The sequence below is a fragment of the Pseudomonas sp. NBRC 111133 genome (assembly GCF_001320605.1).
GTDB classification, from domain to species: Bacteria; Pseudomonadota; Gammaproteobacteria; order Pseudomonadales; family Pseudomonadaceae; genus Aquipseudomonas; species Aquipseudomonas monteilii.
Genome location: NZ_BCBJ01000051.1, coordinates 25,482 through 47,613 on the forward strand (window position 1 = coordinate 25,482; position 22,132 = coordinate 47,613).

Here is a 22,132-nt window from a genome sequence, read left to right on the forward strand (position 1 = left end):
TGGGAGCGGGCTTGCCCGCGAAGAGGCCGGTGCAGGCAAACACACTCACATCTGGGTAAACCTGCCCAGCCGCTGGCGCAGCATGCTGTTCTCGCTGCGCAGCGCCTGCACCTCCTGCAACAGCTCCAGCGCCAGCGCCACCCCTTCCCACTCCAGTTCCAGCTCCTGGTGCAGCTTGGCTGCACGCCGGGTCAGCAGCGGCGCCTGATCGTCGAACAACCAGTCCTCAGGCGTTCGCCCGGAGGGTTCGACAATGCCGTGCTCGACGATTTCGATCACGCAGTCCGCCGTGACATCGGCTTCCTGACACAGGGTACGCATGTCCAGTTGAACGATCAGGGTGCTGCTCATGATCACTTACTCCATTGTGCCCTCGGGTTGAACGCGGCCTTTTCGGAAAGCTTGGCCCACAGTTCACGGGTAGATTCGTCAGAAGTCGTCGGCATGACCACCTTGAGCTGCGCGTAAAGGTTGCCGCGCTCGCCCTGCTTGTTCGCCAGGCCTTTGCCCGGTACGCGCAGGCGCTGACCGCTCTGGCTGTCGGGGCGGATGGTCAGGTTGATCTTGCCCTCCAGGGTCGGCACCGCCACCTTGGTGCCCAGTGCCGCCTCCCACGGTGCCAGTGGCACAGTGATGATCAGGTCATGGCCTTCGACATCAAACAGCGGGTGCGGTGCCATGCGGATGGTCAGGAACAGGTCGCCATTGGCCCCGCCACCGCTGCCCGGTGCGCCCTGGCCTTTAAGGCGGATACGCTCGCCGTCGGTCACCCCGGCCGGGATCTTCACGTTCAGCGTCTTGGTGGTGAAGCCGGTGCGCTGGCCCATGGCATTGGTTTGCGGCACCTGGAAGCTGATCTGCTTGGACTCCTTGCTCAGGGTTTCTTCAAGAAACACCGCCAGTTCAAGCTCCACGTCCTGCCCTCGCCTGCCGGCACTGCGTTGTTGCTGACGGGCGCCGCCGAAAGGGTTGCCACCCCCTCGCCCACCGAAGATCGAGCTGAAGAAGTCGGAGAAGTCGCCGCCCTCGAAGCCGCCGCCACCGCCACGGCTTTCCCAGCCCGGTGGTGCCTGGAACGGCCGGCCATGCTGGCCGCCGTACTTGCGGATTTCGTCGAACTCGGCACGTTTCTGCGCGTCGCCCAGCACTTCGTAGGCCTCGTTGGCCTCTTTGAATTTGTCCTCGGCGTCGCGCTCCTTGCTGACATCGGGGTGATACTTACGGGCCAGCTTGCGGTACGCGGCCTTGATCGCCTTGTCGTCCGCCGTGGGCTCTACGCCAAGTATCTTGTAATAGTCTTTGAAGTCCATTTATGGATCACCAATATAAATGTGCGTGTTGCCACTGAAGATAGGGGTCAAGCATAGCCTTTCAAGGCCGCTTTGGGTTTGCCCCATGGCAGACGACTGGTCTTGATTCTGTAGCCAACTGGCATACACTGCGCGGCCGTTTTGCCTCCGGAAGCTCATTCCCCATGTCTGACGTATCCCCGGCCCGCGCCCTGGGCATCGACTTTGGCACCTCCAACTCCACGGTCGGCTGGCATCGCCCTGGCGTGGAATCGCTGATCGCCCTGGAAGACGGCAAGATCACCTTGCCCTCGGTGGTGTTCTTCAACATCGAGGAACGTCGCCCGGTGTATGGCCGCCTGGCACTGCACGAGTACCTGGAAGGCTACGAAGGCCGCCTGATGCGCTCGCTGAAGAGCCTGCTGGGCTCCAAGTTGATCAAGCACGACACCAGCGTGCTGGGCAGCGCCCTGCCGTTCAAGGACCTGCTGGGCATGTTCATCGGCGAGCTGAAAAAGCGCGCCGAAGCTGCCGCTGGCCGCGAATTCGACCAGGTGGTGCTGGGCCGCCCGGTGTTCTTCGTCGACGAAGACCCGGCTGCCGACCAGGAAGCCGAAGACACCCTGGCCGACGTAGCGCGCAAGATCGGTTTCAAGGATGTGTCGTTCCAGTACGAGCCGATTGCCGCAGCCTTCGACTATGAGTCGAGCATCAGCCGCGAAGAACTGGTGCTGATCGTCGACATCGGCGGTGGTACGTCCGACTTCACCCTGATCCGTCTGTCGCCCGAGCGCCACCTGGTCGCCGAGCGCCAGAGCGACATCCTCGCCACCGGCGGTGTGCACATTGGCGGTACCGACTTCGACAAGCAGCTGAGCCTGCAGGGCGTGATGCCGCTGTTCGGCTACGGCAGCCGCATGAAGAGCGGCGCGCTGATGCCCACCAGCTACCACCTCAACCTGGCCACCTGGCACACCATCAACGCCCTGTACTCGCAGAAGTCGCAGCTGGCGCTGGGCAGCATGCGCTATGACATCGAAGACAGTTTCGGCATCGACCGCCTGTTCAAGCTGATCGAACAGCGCGCAGGGCACTGGTTGGCGATGGAAGTCGAGGCCAGCAAGATCGAGCTGACCAACAGTGAAAGCCGCCACATCGACCTTCGCCGTGTCGAGCCTGAGCTGACGGCAGAGTTGACCCGTGTGCTGTTCGAAGAAGCGATCGAAGGGCTGCTGGAGCGAGTGCGGGGTAGCGTGACCGAGCTGCTGGCCAAGGCTGGCGTGAGCGAAGGCCAGGTGGACACGGTGTTCTTCACTGGCGGTTCCAGCGGTATTCCAGCGCTGCGCAACAGCGTTGCGGCGATGCTGCCGAATGCTCGGCATGTGGAAGGCAATATCTTTGGCAGCATTGGTAGTGGGCTGGCCATCGAGGCGCGCAAGCGGTACGGCGCAGCCTGATACATCTCTATGGCATGTACCGGCCTCTTCGCGGGCAAGCCCGCTCCCACAGGGACCGCACAGTACCTGAGACCTGTGCTGTAGCTGTGGAGCGGGCTTGCCCGCGAAAGGGCCGGCACAGGTCAGTGAAGAATCAGACCAGCTCGGCCCGCTTCAGCTCACTCTTCAGGTAGGCGTAGTAGATCGGTCCCGCCACCACCCCAGGCAACCCGAATGCCGCCTCGAACACCAGCATCGCCAGCAACAACTCCCACGCCTTGGCACTGATCTGCCCCCCCACGATCCGCGCGTTGAGGAAGTACTCGACCTTGTGGATGACAATCAGGTAGCCCAGCGCCGCCGCCGCCACCCAGATCGACAGCGACAAGCCCACAATGGTGATCAGGGTGTTAGACATCAAGTTGCCGATCACCGGCAGCAAGCCCAGCAGGAAGGTCAGCACGATCAGCGTCTTGGTCAGCGGCAGGTGCACGCCGAACAGCGGCATCACCACCGCCAGGAAGATGCCGGTGAAAACCGTGTTGAGCAGCGAGATCTTGATCTGCGCGAAGACGATGTTGCGAAACGCCTTCACCAGGAGATTGAGGCGCTCGAACAGCGCCGCCGCCAGGGGCTTGCGCCGCGAAACATCAGGGATGCGCTGCAACGCGATGATGGCACCGAGGATCATGCCGATCAGCAGTGTCACGAACATGTGCGCCATGCCCTTGCCCACCAGTTGCAGATCGCTCAGGTGGCTCTTGATCCAGTCACCGATGGCCACCTTGAACTCGGCGGCGCTGGCGGGCAGGTAGCCCTCGATGAAGGGCGGCAGTTGCCCACGGGCGCGCTCGACCAGGGCCATGAACTTGTCCAGCGAGGCGCCGGGGTTTTCTGCCTCGTGCAGCAGGAAGCTGAAGGCACCGGCAATCAGCAGCGTCAGGGTACTGACCACCAGCGTACCGAGTAGCGCCACGGCCAGCCAGCGGGCGCGTTGGCCGGCCAGCAGCGGTTGCAGGCGCGGGGTGAGCATGTTGACCAGCTCGAACACCAGCAGGCCGGCAAGCAGGCTGGGCAGCAACTTCAGGGGCAAGGCCAGCAGCAGCCCGGCCATGACGATGATCAGGCTGGCCAGGGTGATCTGACGGGGGGTAAAGGTCATACAGCCTCGACGGCAGACAGCGGGAATGCCCGCAGTCTGCCAGCCTTGCGCCTGCAGGCATAGGCGCAGGTCATTTCTTCTTCAGGCAGTCGCTCATGAAGGCTTTGCGTTCGTCACCCTTCAGGGCCTTGGTGGTGGCGTCGGCGTTGCAGGTTTTCATCTTCTCTTGCTGGGTTTGCGGCACGTCCTTTTTCAGGCAGGTGCTCATGAAAGCTTTGCGATCATCGCCCTTGAGGGCCTTGGCGGTGGCGTCGGCGTTGCAGGTTTTCATCTTTTCCTGCTGCGCGGTGTTGGCCGCGAAGCCTTGGGCGCTGAACAGCACGGCCAGCACCAGTAATGGAATGTGCAGTACTTTCATGGAGTGGTCTCCTTCGCTCCGCGCCCGATGCACGGGGGTCGAGCTGAGTGTAGCCAAGAGATGCCTGACTTGAGTTTTTAGGTGGTGCAAAGTGGTGCAAAGATCGAGCGCCGCCGCTATCGAAGGCGAACGCCTCCAAAATCTGCTTTTCCGAATACCTGTTCCATGAACTACCTGTTCCCCCTCACCGCCATCCTCATCTGGGCCGGCAACACCGTGGTCACCAAGATGTCCGCCGTGTGGCGCAACCGCGCGGCGATCCGCCCGCACCTGGGCAAGGTGTTCGTGCTGGGGGTGCTGGGCATGGCGATGTACCAGAGCCTGGCCTATTTCGCCGCCGGCATTACCAGCGCCACCAACATGGGCATCATCCTCTCGCTGATGCCGCTGATGTCACTGGCACTTTCCATCGCCTGGCTGGGCCAGCGCCTGAGCTACGGTGCCCTGCTGGGCGCAGCGGTGTCGTTCTTTGGCGTACTGGAAGTGGTCAGCGCCGGCCATCCTGCCAGCCTGCTGGCGCACGGCCTGAACAGCGGTGACCTGCTGATGCTGGTGGCCACCCTGGCTTACGCGCTGTACAGCTTCCTGCTGAAGAAATGGCAGCTACGCCTGCCGCCCCTGCAGTTGCTGTACCTGCAGGTGCTGGTGGCCATCGTCGTGCTGCTGCCGTTGTTCCTGCTGTCGGACAAGACCGGCCTGAACAGACACAACATCGGCCTGGTGCTGTACGCCTGCGTGCTGGCCTCGATGATCGCGCCGCTGGTGTGGATGCAAGCGGTGCATCGTCTGGGGCCAAGTCGCACCACGCTGTTCTTCAACCTGCTGCCGGTTGTCACCGCAGTAATCGCCGCCGTGGTGCTTGACGAACAACTGGCCCGCTATCACCTGGTCGGCGGCTTGCTGACCTTGGCCGGGGTGGTGCTGGCCGAGCGATGGACCACGCCCATTCGCCGCTAAAGGCCTGCAGCCTTGAGCCGGGCGGCATGTTCAGTGAACAGCCGCACCGGCTCTGCACCTTTGCCCACGGCGCCGAGCGACTGGTTGACGATATCCAGATGGTCCAACGGGTAGTCGTCGCCAATCACCTGGCCCAGGTGCGAACTGAAACGCCCGACCATGCCGTCACATTGGCCCTTTTCCTTGACGAAACTGCGCGCGAACAGGCGGCAGAATCGGTTGCTGCCGTCTAAGCGGTTGCGCCCCTGGTCGGTCAGGCCGGGCTGCAAGGTGCCGGACCAAGAGTAATAGCGCACACCATCGACTTCATACGCCCCTTCCCCACCCCAGGTCTGCGGCAGGCCCTGTGGATAAACCTGGTTGAACAGCGCCACCCCGGCGCTGGTCAGCGACTGGTGCGAGGCGTGCACATCCACCGGCAGCGGGTCGCGGCGCCAGCCGGTTTCCAGCCACACCAGCAACACGGCAAAACCATGCAATACGGCCTTGAGAATACGACCCTGAGGGGAATCGCCCGGTGCCGTGCGTTCCAGGTGGTCAGCCAGCTCGGAACCATGGTTGGGGCCAGCCACCGAGGTGACCGAAGCCACCCGATCCGGCCGCTTGGCCGCAGCGTAGCGCGCACTCAGCGCACCCTGGCTATGGCCGATGAGGTTGACCTTGGCGGCGCCGGTGCGCTGGCAAATGTCTTCGATGATCGCCAGCAACTGATCGCCACGCACTTCACTTGAGTGCAGCGGCGAAACCTGCACCGGAAACACCCGTGCCCCACCCTTGCGCAGGGCCGGCACGATGCCGAACCAGTACGGGTAGAGCACCAACCGGACAAACCCGAGCATGCCCGGCACCAGCACCAACGGGTATCGCGTGGCCAATTCCTGCTGCATTGCCCCAGCCCCTTTCCGTGGACGACCGGCCAACACTACAGCGGCCATCATGACCATCGCAATCGAACTCCGGGCGCGCGCTGTGGTTCCAAACCACACAGACCCTTTGCACGGAGCGGGACCATGTACAAGCAGACCCTGGCAATTCTTCTGGCAAGCGCCACCCTGGCCGCCTGCGGCAGCCGCCCGGAAAACCCGGTGGACTACGTCACCTACCGCGACGAGCCGCTGGTCAAGCAAGTGGAACACGGCATGACCATGCAGAAGGTCATCGCCATCGGCGGCAGCCCGTCGAACGTGATCGACCTGCCGCACGGGGGCACCTGCAACGACTACATCCTCAACCGCGACGGCAAGCAGCAGCCCTACTACGTGCGCTTCGACGCCACCGGCCATGTCGACGCCAAGGGTTTCAAAACCTGCAAACAACGCCAAGAGGACAGCGACGCCTTGCATGGCGCCTGAGTCCCCCCCTCATCTACCGTCCTGACCCGTCTGGAGATAACCATGAGCAACGTTGAACTGACCGATGTGCAAACCCTGCGCGAGCGTGCCCGCCAGCATGTCGAGCAAGGCGCGGTGACCGAAGGCTACAACGCCGACCGCACGGAGATCCTGCGCCTGCTGAACGAGTCACTGGCCACCGAACTGGTCTGCGTGCTGCGCTACAAGCGCCACTACTTCATGGCCAGCGGCATCAAGGCCAGTGTGGCGGCCAGCGAGTTTCTGGAGCATGCCAACCAGGAAGCCGAGCATGCCGACAAACTGGCGGAGCGCATCGTGCAGCTGGGCGGGGAGCCGGATTTCAACCCGGATAACCTGAGCAAGAATTCCCATGCCCAATATGTGGCGGGTAATTCGTTGAAGGAGATGGTGCTGGAGGATCTGGTGGCCGAGCGGATTGCCATTGATAGCTACCGCGAGATCATTCAGTACATCGGCGACAAAGACCCGACTACGCGGCGCATCTTCGAGGACATCCTGGCGCAGGAAGAAGAGCACGCGGACGACATGTCCGATCTGTTACAGGGGCTGTAATCGCAAGGGGCTGCTTTGCAGCCCATCGCGACACAAGGCCGCTCCTACAAGGGATCGCATTCCCCTGTAGGAGCGGCCTTGTGTCGCGATGGGCCGCACAGCGGCCCCCTGCTATTTCCGCCCTTTCACCGCCGCCGGCGCCTTGCCCGCCTTCATTTGCTGCAACAACGGCGTGCACTGGTTAGGATCATCCCCGCTGCTAGGCGCAATCAGCGCCAGCAACCCCGCCGCCGGGCCGGCCACGACACCGAGCGCCACCATTCCCGCACCGCGTAGCGCCAACGGCAGCGCCTGTACACCTGCGCTGGGCTTGGCAAACGGCCCGCGCACATACAGCGGCGAGCGCAGCGAGAACAGCCGCAGCCCTTTCGATTCTGGTGTGATTTTCAAGTCCAGCTGCTCGCTGGCGAAATTGGCCGTACCGTTGATGTAGATAATGGCGTTCTCGGTATCGAAGATGAACAGGCGCGTTGTGGCCAGGCCATCTTTAATCCCCACATCCGCCGCCGCACAATTGATTTTCACATCCTCGTCACCAAACAGTTTGCCGACCACGTAGTTGCCCACATTCAAACCGGCAATCTCCATCAGGCTGCGACTGATGGCGCCATCGTTGATCAGCATGCGCAGGTCACCATTGGCCGTGCCCAGCAAAGCCGCTACCGAGTTGCCACGGCCGCGGATGTCAGCATCACCGTTCAGCTCGCCAAAGCTGGTCTGCATCGGTGCAAAGGAAGGGAACAGTTGCTTGAGCTTGAAACCACGTGCAGTCAGCTGGGCATGTCCCTGCAATGGCACGTTGCGCCCGTCCAGGCGGATCTTTGAGGCCAGGTTGCCGCCCGCCACGCCAAACCGCAGGGGCTCCAGGCGCAGCAGGCCGTCCTCCAGAATCACGTGGGCCGACAAGTCATTGAACGGCAGTTGCGCGCTGTGCACGATGCGCTTGCCCGCAAAGGTGACATCCGCGTCCATGGCGCGCCAGCGCTCGGTGCGGAACTCTTCCACCGGCAGCACCTTGCCGGTCGGCTGTTTGCTGGCACCGCCACGGGCCTTCTGTTCGGCGTTGGAGTCGGCACCGATCAGCGGTGCCAGGTCCTTGAACAGCAACTGGTTCGAAACCAGGTTGCCCGACAGCTTGGGCCGTGGCTGGCTGGCGACGAAGGCCAGGTCACCGTGGATATCACTGTCACCGATCTTGCCGTTGAAGCCCCGGTAGTTGAATGTCGCCCCTTGCGCCGCGTGGAGGTTGGCGTTGAGGCGGCCGTCAGTGGAGTAGGCCGGGGTGTCTGGCAGGGTCACGCCGGTCAATGGATAGAGGTTACCCAGGCTGGCGCCGGACAAGCGCAGGCGCAGGTCGAGGGCACCGAGGTTGCGTGGATCGGTCAGGGTACCGGCGAGCACCACATGGGTATCGGCAATCCGCACGTCGGCCTGCAGCGGGAACGGCTGGCTGGAGTCCTGCAAGGCCAACAGGCCGCCGATTTTGCCAGTGCCGGACACCGGCTGGCCCTTGTAGCGGCCCTGGGCCTTTAGCCCGAAGGCGTAGTCCTGGGCACCACCGGCTTTCTCGGCGCTGGCCTTGCCGACGATTTCGCTGAACGGGATCGGCTTGCCCAGCGGGTCGATCTGCACCTTCATGCTGGTTTGCAGGGTCTGGTCGTCGAAGCTGACATTGCCCTGGTCGAAACCGATGGCGCCGATGTCCAGCTGCCATTTTGAAGGTTCTGCGTTTTCGTCCTTTGGCCCGAGGTCAAAGGCCCAGTTGGCCCGGCCATCGGCCAGGCGGGTGAGGCTGGCCGTAGGTTTGGTGAGGTTGATGCGCGGGATGCTGATCTGCTGGAACAGCAACGGCAACGGCGCCAGGCGGAACTCGACACGCTCCAGGCCGACCATCTTCGGCTCCTTGAGCCAGTCGGGGTTGCCCAACGTCAGGTCTTCGGCGATGAAGTGCGGCCATGGCACCCAGGCACGCCAGCCACCTTCCTCGGGGTCGGTATGCCACTGCACGTCAAGGTTGCCATTGATCGCAAAAGGCCGGTGCAGGGCCTCGGAAACCTTCTCGTTCAGCAGCGGCTTGACGCGGTTCCAGTCAAAGGTGGCAATCACAACCACCAGGATCGCCAGCAGTGTCAGCAGGCTGGTGAGAGTCCAGACGAGAATTCTGGCGGGACGCGTCATTGCGGGGTTCTCCTTGCGGCATGGCACAAAACGGGCGCAGCGGTGGCACTTAGTATCTGGGACTGATGAAAACCCGCAGGGTTTTATCGATGGCGCCATGATAGCGAAGTTTTTCCTGGCCTTTTGCTCAGCAATTTGTCGCGCCAGGCCCTACCTGTTACCCGCCCGCAGCAGGGGAAATTCGCCCTACCCATCCCTGAAATGTACGGGATAGAGGCTTTTCAAACCTCTATCAATGCGGTCGATTGTTACCATTACCCGTATGAACTTCTCTCTGGCGTTACGCGGCGTAGCATTGGCTTCGTACCCACTTTCCAGCCCCCGAGAGGAGCACCGACATCATGAAACGCCATCTGCTGACCCTGACCCTGTCCATCCTGGCTGCCAACGCTTTTGCCCTGCCCGCCGCCGAACAACACCTGACCGCTGAGTCGCGCTCCAGCGCTGCCGAAATCGCCCAACCGCTGAAAACCGTAGCCGAAGGTGGTTCCGACCGCCTGATCGAACGCAGTGGCCGTGTCGCCGAAGGTGGCTCTGATCGCCTGATCGAACGCAGTGGCCGTGTCGCCGAAGGGGGTTCTGACCGCCTGATCGAACGCAGTGGCCGTGTCGCCGAAGGGGGTTCTGACCGCCTGATCGAACGCAGTGGCCGTGTCGCCGAAGGGGGGTCTGACCGCCTGATCGAACGCAGTGGCCGTGTCGCCGAAGGTGGCTCTGATCGCCTGATCGAACGCAGTGGCCGCGTAGCTGAAGGTGGTTCGGATCGTCTGGTTGAACTCAGCCGTGTGAGCTGATCGCCATGGTCGAAAAGAACAACTCATGTCACAACGCTTGCTCCCCTCCAGGCCCGGTCATTGACCGGGCTTTGTTTTTTTAACTAGAGTGCCCAGCCTTACCGTCACAGAAGCCCGCACCATGCTGCCGCGCGCCGAACAGAAGCTACAGACCCGCCAGGCCCTGCTCGATGCCGCCTGCCTGCTGATGGAGAGCGGCCGGGGGTTCGGCAGTATCAGCCTGCGTGAAGTGGCAAAGACGGCAGGCATCGTGCCCACCGGGTTCTACCGGCATTTTTCCGACATGGACGCCTTGGGCCTGGCCCTGGTGGCCGAAATCGACACAACCTTCCGTCAGACCATCCGCCTGGTACGGCAAAACGAATTCGAACTGGGCGGCATCACCGACGCCTCGGTGCGCATCTTCCTCGATGTGGTGGCCGCCCACCGCGCGCAGTTCCTGTTCCTGGCCCGCGAGCAGTACGGTGGTTCACAAGCCGTGCGCCAGGCCATTGCCCGCCTGCGCCAGGACATCAGCGACGACCTGGCCACCGACCTTGCGCGCATGAAGCGCTGGCAGCACCTGGACAGCGCCGCGCTGGCGGTGATGGCCGACCTGGTGGTGAAAACCGTGTTCGCCACCCTACCAGAGCTTATCGACAGCCCGGAACCGGGTTATCCACAGGCACTGACGCCGCAGGAAAAGATCACCCAGCAACTGCGCTTCATCTTTGTCGGGGCGCGGCATTGGCAAGGGCTGGGCAACCCACAACCCTAGTTCTGCTACCATGGCGCCCTGCCCGACAGCGACGAGCGCCGAAATGTCCAACCCCCGCCTCACCCTGCCCGAACTGGCCCGCTTCAACCAGCACTTCGCCGAACGCATCGTGCCGCTGTGGCAAGGCCCGGGCTGGAATGCCGACATGGCCCTGCCCTACGAAGCCCTGGATGCCCAGCACCAGCCCTTGCCGGTGCAGCGCTACCGGGCGATGGCCTGCGCACGCCAGCTGTACCTTTTCAGCAGCCGCATCGGGCAACCCGGCGCAGCCGAACGCGCGGCCGCCTTGTTCCGCTCGCTGCAAAAGCATTTCCACGACGCCGAGCACGGTGGCTGGTTCTACAGCATCGACGCCCAGGGCAAGCCGCTGGATCGGCGAAAGGACCTGTATACCCACGCCTTCATCGTCTTTGCCTGCGCGCACTATTGGGGCAAGGTGCGCGAAAGCCTGGTCGAGTCCACCTTGAACGCTGCGCTGGATATTATCGACCAGCAGTTCGCCCGTGACGACGGCCTGTACGAAGCCAGCCTGGGCGAAGACTGGGCCGACCTGGGCAGCGGCCCGCTGCAGAACCCGCAGATGCACCTGGCCGAAGCGTTCCTGCAAGTGCTGGCGGTGCGTGATGATGAACATACCCAACAGTCGCTGCTGCAATTGTGCGAAGCACTGCAAACACACTTCATCGAACCGGCCCACGGCTTGATGCTGGAAAAGCCACGCGGGGCTGTGGATAACTGGTTTGAGCCGGGGCACCAGTTCGAGTGGTTCTACCTGCTGCATACCTCACCGCTGCTGTGTGACACGCCACTGCATGCGTCCCTCGACCGGGCATTCGGCTTTGCCGAGCAGTACGGGGTGAAAGATGCGGCAGTGCTGGCAATGCTGGATGTGGATGGCAAGGTGATCGACGCCACCCAGCGGATCTGGGCGCAGGCGGAGTACCTGCGGGCGCTGGTGCTACGTGAGGCGGGTGAGGCGAAATTGGCCAGCCAGATGCAGGCGCTGGAAGCGCGGTTCCTGCGGGAAGCGGGCTGGTATGAATGCCGGGATGGGGAAGGTAATGTCAGCCGGCATGATATGCCTTCGACTACGCCCTACCACTTGGCGACCTGCCTGGAAGGGTTGCAGCGCCTGGGCTGACGCCATCGCCGGCAAGCCAGCTCCCACAGGTACAGCGCAGCTCCTGAGGATTGCACAATCCTGTGGGAGCTGGCTTGCAGGCGATGGCCCGCAACGCGGCCCCAGTCGTTTAACCGACTGACATTAACCTTTGACCGACCGGTCGATGGAGAACCCTGCCCAATCCTGGCTCACCGGCATCAGCTCCAGGCTATTGATGTTGATGTGAGCCGGCTGGTTGAGGATCCAGAAGATGGTCTCGGCAATGTCCTGCGGCTGGATCGGCTCGGCACCCGCGTAGGTCGCGTCGTACTTGGCCTGGTCCCCCCCGAAGCGCACCAGCGAGAACTCGCTCTCGCACAGGCCCGGCTCGATGTTGCTCACCCGCACGCCAGTCCCGCGCAGGTCGCAGCGCAGGCTCAGCGAGAACTGGCCAACGAAAGCCTTGGTGCCGCCGTACACATTGCTGCCCGGGTACGGGTAGTTGCCCGCCACCGACCCCACGTTGAGGATCGACGCCCCACGGCCGTGGGCGATCAGGCGTGGCAGCAGCAGCCGGGTGGTGTACATCAGGCCCTTGATGTTGGTGTCGACCATGGTTTCCCAGTCGTCCAGGCTGCAGTTCTGCGCCGCATCCACGCCCAGCGCCAGGCCGGCGTTGTTCACCAGGCCGCGCAGCTTGTCGAAGCCGGCCGGCAGGGTGGCGATGGCCTGTTCCATGGCCTTGCGGTCACGTACGTCCAGCACCAGGCCATGCACTTCGGTCTTGGCCGACAGTTCCGCGCACAGGGCGTCCAGGCGCTCCTTGCGACGGCCAGTGAGCACCAGTTTCCAGCCGGCCTCGGCAAAGCGGCGGGCGGTGGCCTCGCCGAAACCGGACGTGGCGCCAGTGATGAATACGGTGGACGTCATGCTCTGTTCCTCACGGTAGGTTGTCATGGCAGCTTTGCAGCATGCCCGCGCCGGGCGCTGGCAGCAAGCCAGTCAGGCGGCTGTTCATTTTTTGTTCATCTGCGGCAAACCCTTGCAGCAGAGGGCCCGGCGCCAGCTATGCGCATGTTATCCACAAGGCTTTCCCCACGGATTGGGGGCAACTTGTCCACGGTGCGGAACCCTTTCAGCGCTGCGTGGTCAGTGGATATCTTTTCGATGATGACGCAAGGCTTTCAAGCATGCCGCCTGCAGCGCTCTATCCAAGGTTTTTTCACAGACTTATCCACAAGGCATGCACTGTCATCGAAGTGCTTGCAGGGCTTTGAAAAAACGCGAAAAATCATCCACAAGCACGACATGATCAAAAAATGATCAGGCCTCTACAGAGCCTGATATTAAAGGGCTTGAGCGAGATGCCACCATGTTTTCCACAGGCGGTTCCACATTATCCGTGGAAAAGATCCGGCCTGTGGAAAGATGGGCTCGGGAAGGAAAACCGGGGTATGAGGAAACAGGCCCACGGCAAGTTGTCCACATTGAGAATGGGGCCGCTCAGCGGCCCCGAATGAAACTCAGTGCCCGCCAAGGTAGGCGTTGCGCACCTCTTCGTTGACCAGCAACTCCTGCCCGGTCCCGGTCATGCGGATCTGCCCGTTGACCATCACATACGCCCGGTCCGACAGCTTCAGCGCATGGTTGGCGTTCTGCTCCACCAGAAAGATGGTCATCCCGCTCTTGGCCAGCTCGCGCAAGGTCGAGAAGATCTGCTTGACCACAATCGGCGCCAGCCCCAGCGACGGCTCGTCCAGCAGCAGCAACTTCGGCCGGCTCATCAGCGCCCGGGCAATCGCCAACATCTGCTGCTCACCCCCGGACATGGTCATGGCCCGCTGGTTACGCCGCTCCTTCAAGCGCGGGAACAGCTCGTACATACGCTGCATGTCTTCGTCGGCATGCTTGTCGCCGATGGGGATGGTGCCCATCATCAGGTTCTCCTCGACGGTCATGTCGGGAAACACCCGGCGCCCTTCCGGCGACTGAGCGATGCCGTTGGAGGCGATGTAGTGCGACGACTTGCGGGTGATGTCGGTGCCGCGATAAACGATGTGCCCCGACGCTGCCCGAGGCTGGCCGAAAATAGACATCAATAGGGTCGACTTGCCCGCACCGTTGGCACCAATCAGGCTGACCGTCTCGCCCTCATTGATGTGCATCGACACCTTTTTCAGCGCCTGGATCGGCCCATAAAACACGTCCAGGTCCTTCAGTTCGAGAATGGGCGCACTCATACCAGTTCCTCTTCGTCTGCACCCAGGTAGGCGGCGATCACCGTCGGGTTGTGGCGGATGTCTTGCGGGGCGCCTTCGGCAATCACGTTGCCGTGGTCCAGCACCACGATATGGTCGGAAATGCTCATGACCATGCCCATGTCGTGCTCGATCAGCACCACGGTGATGTCGTGCTCGTCCCGCAACACACGGATCATGCGGCTGAGGGCTTCGGTTTCCTGCGGGTTCAGGCCTGCTGCCGGTTCGTCCAGGCAGATGATCTTTGGCCGCGTGCACATGGCCCGGGCAATTTCCAGGCGGCGCTGCTGGCCGTAAGACAACTCGCCGGCCAGGCGGTTGGCGCAGTCCACCAGGTCGACCACTTCCAGCCAGTAGAAGGCGTGGTCCAGCGCATCGCTCTCGGCCTTGCGGTAGGCCTTGGTGTTGAGCACACCGGCCAGCAGGTTGCGGTTGACCCACATGTGCTGGGCCACCAGCAGGTTTTCCACCACCGACATTTCCTTGAACAGGCGAATGTTCTGGAAGGTACGGGCCAGGCCTGCGCGGTTGACCAGGTGGGTGCCGCCGAACATTTTGTAGTACAGGCGGTTGGCAAAGCGCGCCGGCGACACGAAGTCCGCCGCCTGGAAGCGCTCGCCAAGCAGCTGGATGACGTTGGTGTGGCTGCCACGCACGTTCAGCTCGATGCGCCCACCGCTGGCCTTGTAGAAGCCGGTCAGGCAGTTGAACACCGTGGTCTTGCCCGCGCCATTGGGGCCGATCAGGGCGAAGATCTGGTTGCGCTTGACCTTGAGGCTGACGTCGCTGAGCGCCTTGATGCCACCGAACTGCATCATCAGGTTGTCGACCGAGAGAATGATATCGTCGCTCATGGCGCCACTCCTTTACGCGGGGTCACACCGGTACGGCTGATGCGGATCAGCCCACGCGGTCGCCAGATCATCATCAGCACCATCAGCACGCCGAACAGCAGTACCCGGTATTCGGAGAAGCTGCGCAGCAACTCGGGCGCCACGGTCAGCACGAACGCTGCGATCACCACGCCCACCGTCGAGCCCATGCCACCCAGTACGACGATGGCGAGGATCAGCGCCGACTCGAAGAAGGTGAACGACGACGGGTTGACGAAGCCTTGGTAAGTGGCAAAGAACACCCCGGCCAGGCCGGCAGTGGAAGCACCCAGGGTAAAGGCCGAGAGCTTGACCAGTACGTGGTTCAGGCCCATTGAACGGCAGGCGATCTCGTCTTCGCGCAGCGCTTCCCACGCCCGGCCGACCGGCATGCGGGTCAGGCGGTGCTTGATGTACAGCACAGCCAGCACAACGATGAACAGCACCGCGTAGATGAACACGAACTTGAGGTTGGCGTTGTAATCGAAGCCGAAGAACTCGTGAATCGGTACGCCGCCGTCCTTGGCCCGACGGCCAAACTCCAGGCCGAAGAAGGTTGGCGGCGGGGCCGGCATGCCGTTGGGGCCACCGGTGAACGACAGCCAGTTGTTCAGCACCAGGCGGATGATTTCGCCAAAGCCCAGGGTCACGATCGCCAGGTAGTCACCGTGCATCCTTAGCACCGGGAAACCGAGAATACATCCCGCCAGCGCTGCGGCGATGGCCGCCAGCGGCAGTACGCTCCAGAAGCCCAGGCCCAAATACTGGTAACCCAGCGCCAACCCGTAGGCACCAATGGCATAGAACGCCACATAACCCAGGTCGAGCAGGCCGGCCAGGCCGACCACGATGTTAAGGCCAAGGCCCAGCAACACGTAGATCAGGCCGAGGATGACCACGGTCAGCAGGTACTTGTTGGCAAACACCGGGAACACAATGGCAATCACGATCAGCGCGGGGATGATGTAACGCAAGCGCGACTTGTAGTCCGGTGCGTTCACATGCACGCCCGAGCCACCGCTTTCAAAGCCCTGGAGCATGCGCGTGCCTGCAGCGGTCTGCAGGTACAGGCTGAGCAGGAAGCGCCCCAGCATCACCCCGCCCACCAGCCAGGCCACGCGCCGCGGCTCGGCATTGAAGCTGTAGCCGTCGAGCACCACGCCGACGACCGGGCCAAACACTATGAGTGCCAGCAGGCCGGCGACGATGGTCTCCAGCAGGCTGCGTTTAAGGTCGAAACCCTTGGTTTCGGTAACAGCGGCAGTTTTGGCAACGGACATGTTCACACCTTAGCCACGAGCGGGCGACCCAGCAGGCCTTGTGGGCGGAAGATAAGGATCATCACCAGCAGCGAGAAGCTGAACACGTCCTTGTAGTCGGAGTTGATCAGGCCAGAGAACAGCGACTCGGAAATACCCAGGATGATCCCGCCGAGCATGGCGCCAGGCAGCGAGCCGATACCACCGAGCACAGCGGCGGTGAACGCCTTGATGCCGATGATGAAGCCGGCGTAGAAGTCGAAGGTGCCGTAGTTCATGGTGATCAGCACGCCGGCCAGCGCGGCCATGACTGCACCGATAACGAACACATAGGAAATCACCCGGTCGGTGTTGATGCCCAGGATCGAGGCCATCTTGCGGTCTTGCTGGGTGGCGCGGCACATGCGGCCGAGCTTGGTGTACTTGATCACGTAGGTGAGCAGGCCCATGCCGACGAAGGCTGCCACCAGAATGAAGATCTTGGTGTAGGTCAGTTGCACGAAGCCGGTGCCGACTTCGACACGCATGGCACCTTCAAGCAAGGTCGGAACACCTTGCTGGCGGGCACCCTGGCTGATCTGTGCATAGTTTTGCAGGATCAGCGAAATACCGATGGCGCTGATCAGCGGTGCCAGGCGGGTAGAGTTACGCAGGGGTTTGTAAGCGATGCGCTCGATGGTGAAGCCGTATACGCCCGTAACGACGATGGTGAACAACAGCGTGCCCAGCATCAGCAGGGGGAACGACTCGACACCGAAGTAAGCCAGCAATGCCAGGCTGATCGCCGCGAGGTACGCGGAGATCATGTACACCTCGCCGTGCGCGAAGTTGATCATGCCGATAATGCCATAGACCATTGTGTAGCCGATGGCGATCAGGCCATAGACCGACCCGAGGGTCAGGCCGTTGACCAGTTGCTGCAGGAAAATACCATCCATAACGCAATCTCACCTGATTGAGATTGCACGAGCGCCGACCACGGCGCGGGCCACCGGTGCGGGGCCCTCGCAGCGCAGAACTGTGCAGATCTACGAATAAAGACAGGTACCGCGGGGCTTGGGCCCGAGCATCAGCCCGGGCCGTGGGCCGTTGTTATTTTTGTTTTTCCAGCTGGTGGTATTTACCGTCTTTGTCCCACTGGTAGACCACGTAGTCGGACACGGTCAGGTCACCCTTGCTGTCCCACTTCTTCTCGCCCATCACCGTCTTGACCGGGTTGGCCTTGAGCCACTTGGCGGCGTCTTCGCCCTTGTTCGACTTGGCGCCATTGAAACCGGCGGCCAGGGCTTCCAGGGAGGCGTAGGCATACAGGGTGTAGCCTTCAGGTTCGGTGCCGTTCTTGCGGAACTCTTCAACCACCGCCTTGCTGTCTGGCAGCAGGCGCGGGTCGGCGCCGAAGGTCATGTACACGCCATCGACGTATTGCGCACCGCCAGCGGTGGCCACCAGTTCGTCGGTGACGATGCCGTCATCGGACATGAACTTGACGTCCTTCAGGCCCTGCTCGCGCAGCTGGCGTACCAGCGGGCCAGCCTCCGGGTGCAGGCCGCCGAAGTAGACCACGTCGGCACCGGTGGAGCGGATCTTGGTCACCACGGCGCTGAAGTCTTTCTCGCCACGGGTCAGGCCTTCGTACAGCACAGGCTTCACGCCACGTTTTTCCAGCTGCGCCTTGGTGGCATCGGCCAGGCCTTGGCCGTAGGTGTCCTTGTCGTGCAGCACCGCGACTTTCTTGCCCTTGAGTACATCGACGATGTAGTCGCCGGCCACGATGCCCTGCTGGTCGTCGCGGCCGCACATGCGGAACATGGCGCTCAGGCCGCGTTCGGTCACCTGCGGGTTGGTGGAGCCCGGGGTGATGGCGATAACGCCGGCTTCGTCATACACCTCGGAGGCCGGGATGGTGTTGGAGGAACAGAAGTGGCCGACCACGCCGATCACCTTGTCCTGGTCGACCAGGCGGTTGGCCACGGCTACGGCCTGCTTGGGCTCGCAGGCGTCATCGCCTTTTACCAGGACGATTTTTTCGCCATTCACGCCGCCGGCGGCGTTGATCTTGTCGGCCGCTGCCTGCGCACCTTTCATGTACTGCTCGCCAAACGCTGCGTTCGCCCCGGTCATCGGGCCCGCTACACCGATCTTGACGTCGGCCTGAACATACGAAGAAACACCCAGTGCTGTAGCCACGGCCAGAGCCAGGAAACCTTTCTTGTAAAACGTCTGCGACATGAGGTGGTGCTCCTAGAGTTTTTTTGGTTGGCACTACAACTTCTCAACCCTGTGCTCAGAGCAAGGGCCGTGCCATAGGGTTTGTCTTCCGGGAAAACAGACTGTGCTGGGCGCCAGCAGGCGACCGGCGGCCTTTTCTTTATTGAGCGTGCAACCGTCTGCCACGCGGCAGGCGCCACCACACGTACAGACAAGGAGCAACCGCCATGTGCCATCATTGCAACCCTGGCAAGTGTTTACGTGCAACCGCCCTGTAACAGCGGACGTCACCGAAGTGCACACCGCTGGTGCGCGACTGCTACAGGCGGCACCGTTTGAAGGCTAGCCGGTGCACGGAAAAACACCTCTGTTTTGGCTGTTCCGGCCTCTTCGCGGGCAAGCACGGACACAACAAGCCCCAAAAGGCTGGCACAATGTCCGCCATTCGCCGCTTCCGGAGCCCCCCTTGATGAGCGAGAGCGCATTCGCCGAGCGCATCGTGCACAACCTGCTCGACACCGACTTCTACAAACTCACCATGATGCAGGGCGTGCTGCACAACTACCCGGACGCCGACGTCGAATGGGAATTCCGCTGCCGCAACGGCGAGGACCTGCGCCCGTATCTTGGCGAGATCCGCCACCAACTCGAACTGCTCAGCGACCTCACCCTGGATGATGGCCAGCCGGCCTTCCTCGAGCGCATCAGCTTCCTCAAGCCCGACTTCCTGCGTTTTCTGCGGCTGTTTCGCTTCAACCTGCGCTACGTGCGCATCGGCATCGAAAACGACCAGCTGTTCCTGCGCCTGAAAGGCCCGTGGCTGCATGTGATCCTGTTCGAAGTACCACTGCTGGCCATCATCAGCGAAGTGCGCAACCGCCACCTGCACCCACGCATGCGCCTGGCGGAGGCCCGCGACCAGCTGTACCGCAAGTTCGACTGGCTGCGCGCGCATGCCAGTGACGATGAACTGGCCGAACTGCAGGTAGCCGACTTCGGCACCCGGCGGCGCTTTTCCAGCCGTGTGCAGGAAGACGTGGTGCGGGTACTGCGCGACGACTTCCCGGGCCGCTTCGTCGGCACCAGCAACGTCGACCTGGCATGGAAACTGGATATCAAGCCACTGGGCACCATGGCCCATGAATGGATCATGGCCCACCAGCAACTCGGCCCGCGCCTGATCGACAGCCAGATCGCCGCGCTGGACTGCTGGGTGCGCGAATACCGCGGGCTGCTCGGCATCGCCCTGACCGACTGCATCACCATGGATGCCTTCCTTGGCGATTTCGACCTGTACTTTGCCAAGCTGTTCGACGGCCTGCGCCACGACTCCGGTGAACCGGTGGCCTGGGCCGAGAAGGCCATTGCCCACTACCAGAAACTGGGTATCGACCCGATGACCAAGACCCTGGTGTTTTCCGATGGCCTCAACCTCACCCGTTCGCTGGAAATATTCCGTGCCCTGCGCGGTCGCATCAACGTCAGTTTTGGCATCGGCACCAACCTGACCTGCGACATCCCGGGTGTGGCCCCGATGAGCATCGTGCTTAAAATGACCGACTGCAACGGCGCGCCAGTGGCCAAGATCTCGGACGAAGCCGCCAAGACCCAATGCCGCGACGAGAACTTCGTCGCCTACCTGCGCCACGTATTCAAAGTCCCCAGCAAGGAGTAACCCATGCAAGCGGTTCAGCAAGAGATTGCCCAGGCGCTGAAGGTACAGCCGCCGTTCGCCGACACTGCCGCACTTGAGGCCGAAGTCGCCCGGCGCGTGGCGTTCATCAAGGACTGCCTGGCCAACGCCCGGCTCAAGACCCTGGTGCTGGGCATCAGCGGTGGCGTCGACTCGCTGACCGCCGCCCTGCTCGCCCAGCGCGCCATCAACGAGCTGCGCGCCGAGACCGGCGACAAGGCCTACACCTTCATTGCCGTGCGCTTGCCGTACCAGGTGCAACATGACGAGCATGACGCCCAGGCCTGCCTGGACGTGATCAAGGCCGATGAAGTGCACACCGTCGACATTGCCCCGGCAGTGAGGGCGCTGGCCGCTGAGGTTGTAGAACTGAAGAATGGCTCGCCAACCCTGGTGGACTTCGTGGTGGGCAACGTCAAGGCGCGTACGCGCATGGTCGCCCAGTACACCATTGCCGGCGCACGTGCGGGCCTGGTGATCGGTACCGACCACGCCGCCGAGGCGGTGATTTCTACCCCCCTACACTAAACTGCACAACCCCCTCTGTACACCCCGCCCCACCCTCTTTCCCCTGTCACACCTCCCCACCCATAATGCACATCGCCTGTTCCCCAAAAGGCTGGAACGGAATCCAAAGGTGGTGCGTGAATGAAGGTGATCACAGTCAAAGATAAGCCCCTCAACCTGAGCTATTCAGTCCTAGCTCAAGGGGAGTTCCGTGAGCAGTTCCTAGCCCAGCCTGAAGGGAAGAATCCCGAAGTGAAGGTAACAGGGTGCGTGTTGATGGGGAGTGGAGAGCAACTGCAACCCCTGACCTCCGAGTACCTGTGCCGCAACCTCCAGAAGAACAAGCTTGCTGACCAAAGCACCACATCGTACGCAAGCCGAATCATGTACCTGGTGGAGCACTTGAAGACCCTGGAGGAGTATGAGACTAGCAACCGTGACGATGCGCTGCTGAGCGTTACGGTAGGTAGGCTGGAGAGCTACCTTGCGGGGCTGAATGATGCCGGCTTGGCGCCCAAGACTATTAAAGGAAGGGACTCAGCCCATCTCCACATGTTCAAGACGTTCCTGTGTAACCCGTACGATGATGGCCCGGCGATCCGGGAAGACAATCCGTACGAAACAGGGCTAATTTGGAGAGGCAAAGCGAACGCCCTTGGGATCGTGCAGCCCTGCAGCATGGACGAGCTGGAACAGCTTATTTTGCACGCGGTATCTGAGCGTGAGCGGTGCTTGATCCAGGCCGTGTACGACACGGGAGTGCGGGAGTCAGAAGTCCCTAGGATCACGCTGCAGGCAATACGGGATGCGCTGGATTACCAGAAGCTCCAGTTCATCACCCAGGCTGGTACGCACGTCAAACCGATGAAGGCGCCCTACTGCCCACTCCACATCGCAGGGAGCAAGGGTAATCGGAACCAGATCAAACCGCGCACGACGCTGGTCAGTCGGACGACGCTGGAGCGGATTGAGGACTACCACAAGACCCCTCTGTACCGTCGTTTCGCCAAACGATACCCGAGCCCTGAGGAGACGCCAGCGTTCTTTAACGCTCACGGTGATCCCTACAAAACCAAGAGCATTGAAAAGCTCTTCGATCGCGTGACCAAGCGTGCTTTGAAAGCCAAGAAGATCAGGCGGCTCATCTCGCCCCACAAACTCAGGCACGGCGGCGCCTACGCGATTCTCAATAGCCCAGATCTCGGCAAAGACTATCTGGATCGTCTCGTCACGCTTTCGAAGTCGTATGGGCACCAACGAGAGATGACGTCTGAGGGATATACGCTTATCCCACTGGATCTGTATCAATTACTTGCTGAGCCGAGTGAGCTAATTAAAACCAAAGCCAGCGAGATGGAACTTCTCCGTGAAAGAACT

At 62.0% G+C, this 22,132-nt stretch carries 21 protein-coding genes and 1 pseudogene; 10 read left to right on the top strand and 12 right to left on the bottom strand.

Annotation, left to right across the window (positions count from 1 at the left end):
- Window positions 1–45 precede the first annotated feature (45 nt).
- Together APH36_RS10410 and cbpA are read right to left on the bottom strand one after the other, a co-directional pair.
- Window positions 46–351, bottom strand: a complete 306-nt coding sequence (locus tag APH36_RS10410; RefSeq protein ID WP_060498555.1) for a chaperone modulator CbpM — start codon at window positions 349–351, stop codon at window positions 46–48.
- A gap of 2 nt (window positions 352–353) precedes the next feature.
- Entirely contained in the window at window positions 354–1,310 is a 957-nt protein-coding gene (gene cbpA, locus APH36_RS10415; protein WP_060498556.1) for a curved DNA-binding protein, read from the bottom strand.
- A 164-nt stretch (window positions 1,311–1,474) separates the two neighbouring features.
- Between cbpA and APH36_RS10420 the strand changes: the two genes are divergently transcribed.
- Entirely contained in the window at window positions 1,475–2,746 is a 1,272-nt protein-coding gene (locus tag APH36_RS10420; RefSeq protein ID WP_060498557.1) for an Hsp70 family protein, read from the top strand.
- A 133-nt stretch (window positions 2,747–2,879) separates the two neighbouring features.
- Here the strand turns inward: APH36_RS10420 and APH36_RS10425 are convergent, their stop codons facing one another.
- Window positions 2,880–3,887, bottom strand: a complete 1,008-nt coding sequence (locus APH36_RS10425) for an AI-2E family transporter (protein ID WP_060498558.1) — start codon at window positions 3,885–3,887, stop codon at window positions 2,880–2,882.
- 70 nt (window positions 3,888–3,957) lie between these two features.
- A complete protein-coding gene (locus APH36_RS10430) occupies window positions 3,958–4,245 on the bottom strand; it encodes a PsiF family protein (protein ID WP_060498559.1) in 288 nt (95 codons plus the stop codon).
- 165 nt (window positions 4,246–4,410) lie between these two features.
- Here APH36_RS10430 and APH36_RS10435 point away from each other — a divergent pair, with 165 nt between their 5' ends.
- On the top strand, window positions 4,411–5,202 hold the full coding sequence (locus APH36_RS10435) for a DMT family transporter (protein WP_060498560.1): 792 nt from the start codon (window positions 4,411–4,413) through the stop codon (window positions 5,200–5,202).
- Here APH36_RS10435 and APH36_RS10440 read toward each other — a convergent pair.
- Entirely contained in the window at window positions 5,199–6,089 is an 891-nt protein-coding gene (locus tag APH36_RS10440; protein WP_060498561.1) for a triacylglycerol lipase, read from the bottom strand. The genes APH36_RS10435 and APH36_RS10440 overlap by 4 nt on opposite strands.
- Before the next feature lie 123 nt (window positions 6,090–6,212).
- Here APH36_RS10440 and osmE point away from each other — a divergent pair, with 123 nt between their 5' ends.
- Window positions 6,213–6,554, top strand: coding sequence for an osmotically-inducible lipoprotein OsmE (gene osmE, locus APH36_RS10445; protein WP_016712236.1), 342 nt, complete (start codon window positions 6,213–6,215; stop codon window positions 6,552–6,554).
- Window positions 6,555–6,596: 42 nt separating this feature from the next.
- Window positions 6,597–7,127 carry a bacterioferritin gene (locus tag APH36_RS10450; RefSeq protein ID WP_016712237.1) on the top strand — a complete coding sequence of 177 codons (531 nt, stop codon included), beginning with the start codon at window positions 6,597–6,599 and terminating at the stop codon, window positions 7,125–7,127.
- A gap of 111 nt (window positions 7,128–7,238) precedes the next feature.
- Here the strand turns inward: APH36_RS10450 and APH36_RS10455 are convergent, their stop codons facing one another.
- Complete coding sequence (locus APH36_RS10455; RefSeq protein ID WP_060498562.1) at window positions 7,239–9,305, bottom strand: AsmA family protein; 2,067 nt, start codon at window positions 9,303–9,305, stop codon at window positions 7,239–7,241.
- A gap of 341 nt (window positions 9,306–9,646) precedes the next feature.
- Here APH36_RS10455 and APH36_RS10460 point away from each other — a divergent pair, with 341 nt between their 5' ends.
- The 3 genes from APH36_RS10460 (at window position 9,647) to APH36_RS10470 (ending at window position 11,997) form a co-directional block, all read left to right on the top strand.
- Window positions 9,647–10,099 carry a hypothetical protein gene (locus APH36_RS10460; RefSeq protein WP_027614722.1) on the top strand — a complete coding sequence of 151 codons (453 nt, stop codon included), beginning with the start codon at window positions 9,647–9,649 and terminating at the stop codon, window positions 10,097–10,099.
- A gap of 121 nt (window positions 10,100–10,220) precedes the next feature.
- Window positions 10,221–10,856 carry a TetR family transcriptional regulator gene (locus APH36_RS10465; RefSeq protein ID WP_019098907.1) on the top strand — a complete coding sequence of 212 codons (636 nt, stop codon included), beginning with the start codon at window positions 10,221–10,223 and terminating at the stop codon, window positions 10,854–10,856.
- 43 nt (window positions 10,857–10,899) lie between these two features.
- The gene (locus APH36_RS10470; RefSeq protein WP_060498563.1) at window positions 10,900–11,997 is read left to right on the top strand and encodes an AGE family epimerase/isomerase; all 1,098 of its coding nucleotides are present in this window, start codon (window positions 10,900–10,902) and stop codon (window positions 11,995–11,997) included.
- A 123-nt stretch (window positions 11,998–12,120) separates the two neighbouring features.
- Here APH36_RS10470 and APH36_RS10475 read toward each other — a convergent pair whose 3' ends face one another.
- The 6 genes from APH36_RS10475 to APH36_RS10505 all read right to left on the bottom strand — a co-directional run bounded on the left by APH36_RS10475 (window position 12,121) and on the right by APH36_RS10505 (window position 18,576).
- Complete coding sequence (locus tag APH36_RS10475) at window positions 12,121–12,888, bottom strand: SDR family oxidoreductase (protein ID WP_060498564.1); 768 nt, start codon at window positions 12,886–12,888, stop codon at window positions 12,121–12,123.
- 593 nt (window positions 12,889–13,481) lie between these two features.
- Window positions 13,482–14,198 carry an ABC transporter ATP-binding protein gene (locus APH36_RS10485; RefSeq protein ID WP_016712243.1) on the bottom strand — a complete coding sequence of 239 codons (717 nt, stop codon included), beginning with the start codon at window positions 14,196–14,198 and terminating at the stop codon, window positions 13,482–13,484.
- Window positions 14,195–15,070, bottom strand: a complete 876-nt coding sequence (locus tag APH36_RS10490; RefSeq protein ID WP_019098909.1) for an ATP-binding cassette domain-containing protein — start codon at window positions 15,068–15,070, stop codon at window positions 14,195–14,197. The genes APH36_RS10485 and APH36_RS10490 overlap by 4 nt, the downstream gene beginning before the upstream one ends.
- Window positions 15,067–16,368 carry a high-affinity branched-chain amino acid ABC transporter permease LivM gene (livM, locus tag APH36_RS10495; protein ID WP_060498566.1) on the bottom strand — a complete coding sequence of 434 codons (1,302 nt, stop codon included), beginning with the start codon at window positions 16,366–16,368 and terminating at the stop codon, window positions 15,067–15,069. Before livM ends, APH36_RS10490 begins: the two co-directional genes overlap by 4 nt.
- A 2-nt stretch (window positions 16,369–16,370) precedes the next feature.
- Window positions 16,371–17,285, bottom strand: a complete 915-nt coding sequence (locus APH36_RS10500; RefSeq protein WP_014592581.1) for a branched-chain amino acid ABC transporter permease — start codon at window positions 17,283–17,285, stop codon at window positions 16,371–16,373.
- 154 nt (window positions 17,286–17,439) lie between these two features.
- Window positions 17,440–18,576: a branched-chain amino acid ABC transporter substrate-binding protein gene (locus APH36_RS10505; protein ID WP_060498567.1), complete on the bottom strand. Its 1,137-nt coding sequence runs from the start codon at window positions 18,574–18,576 to the stop codon at window positions 17,440–17,442.
- A gap of 448 nt (window positions 18,577–19,024) precedes the next feature.
- Here APH36_RS10505 and pncB point away from each other — a divergent pair, with 448 nt between their 5' ends.
- The 3 genes and pseudogenes from pncB to APH36_RS10520 form a co-directional block, all read left to right on the top strand.
- Complete coding sequence (pncB, locus tag APH36_RS10510; protein WP_060498568.1) at window positions 19,025–20,230, top strand: nicotinate phosphoribosyltransferase; 1,206 nt, start codon at window positions 19,025–19,027, stop codon at window positions 20,228–20,230.
- Window positions 20,231–20,233: 3 nt separating this feature from the next.
- Window positions 20,234–20,758, top strand: a pseudogene (gene nadE / locus APH36_RS10515) (NAD(+) synthase); the annotation flags it as partial.
- Window positions 20,759–20,896: 138 nt separating this feature from the next.
- Window positions 20,897–22,132 (top strand): tyrosine-type recombinase/integrase (locus APH36_RS10520; protein WP_060498569.1); only part of this gene is annotated, 1,236 nt, incomplete at its 3' end.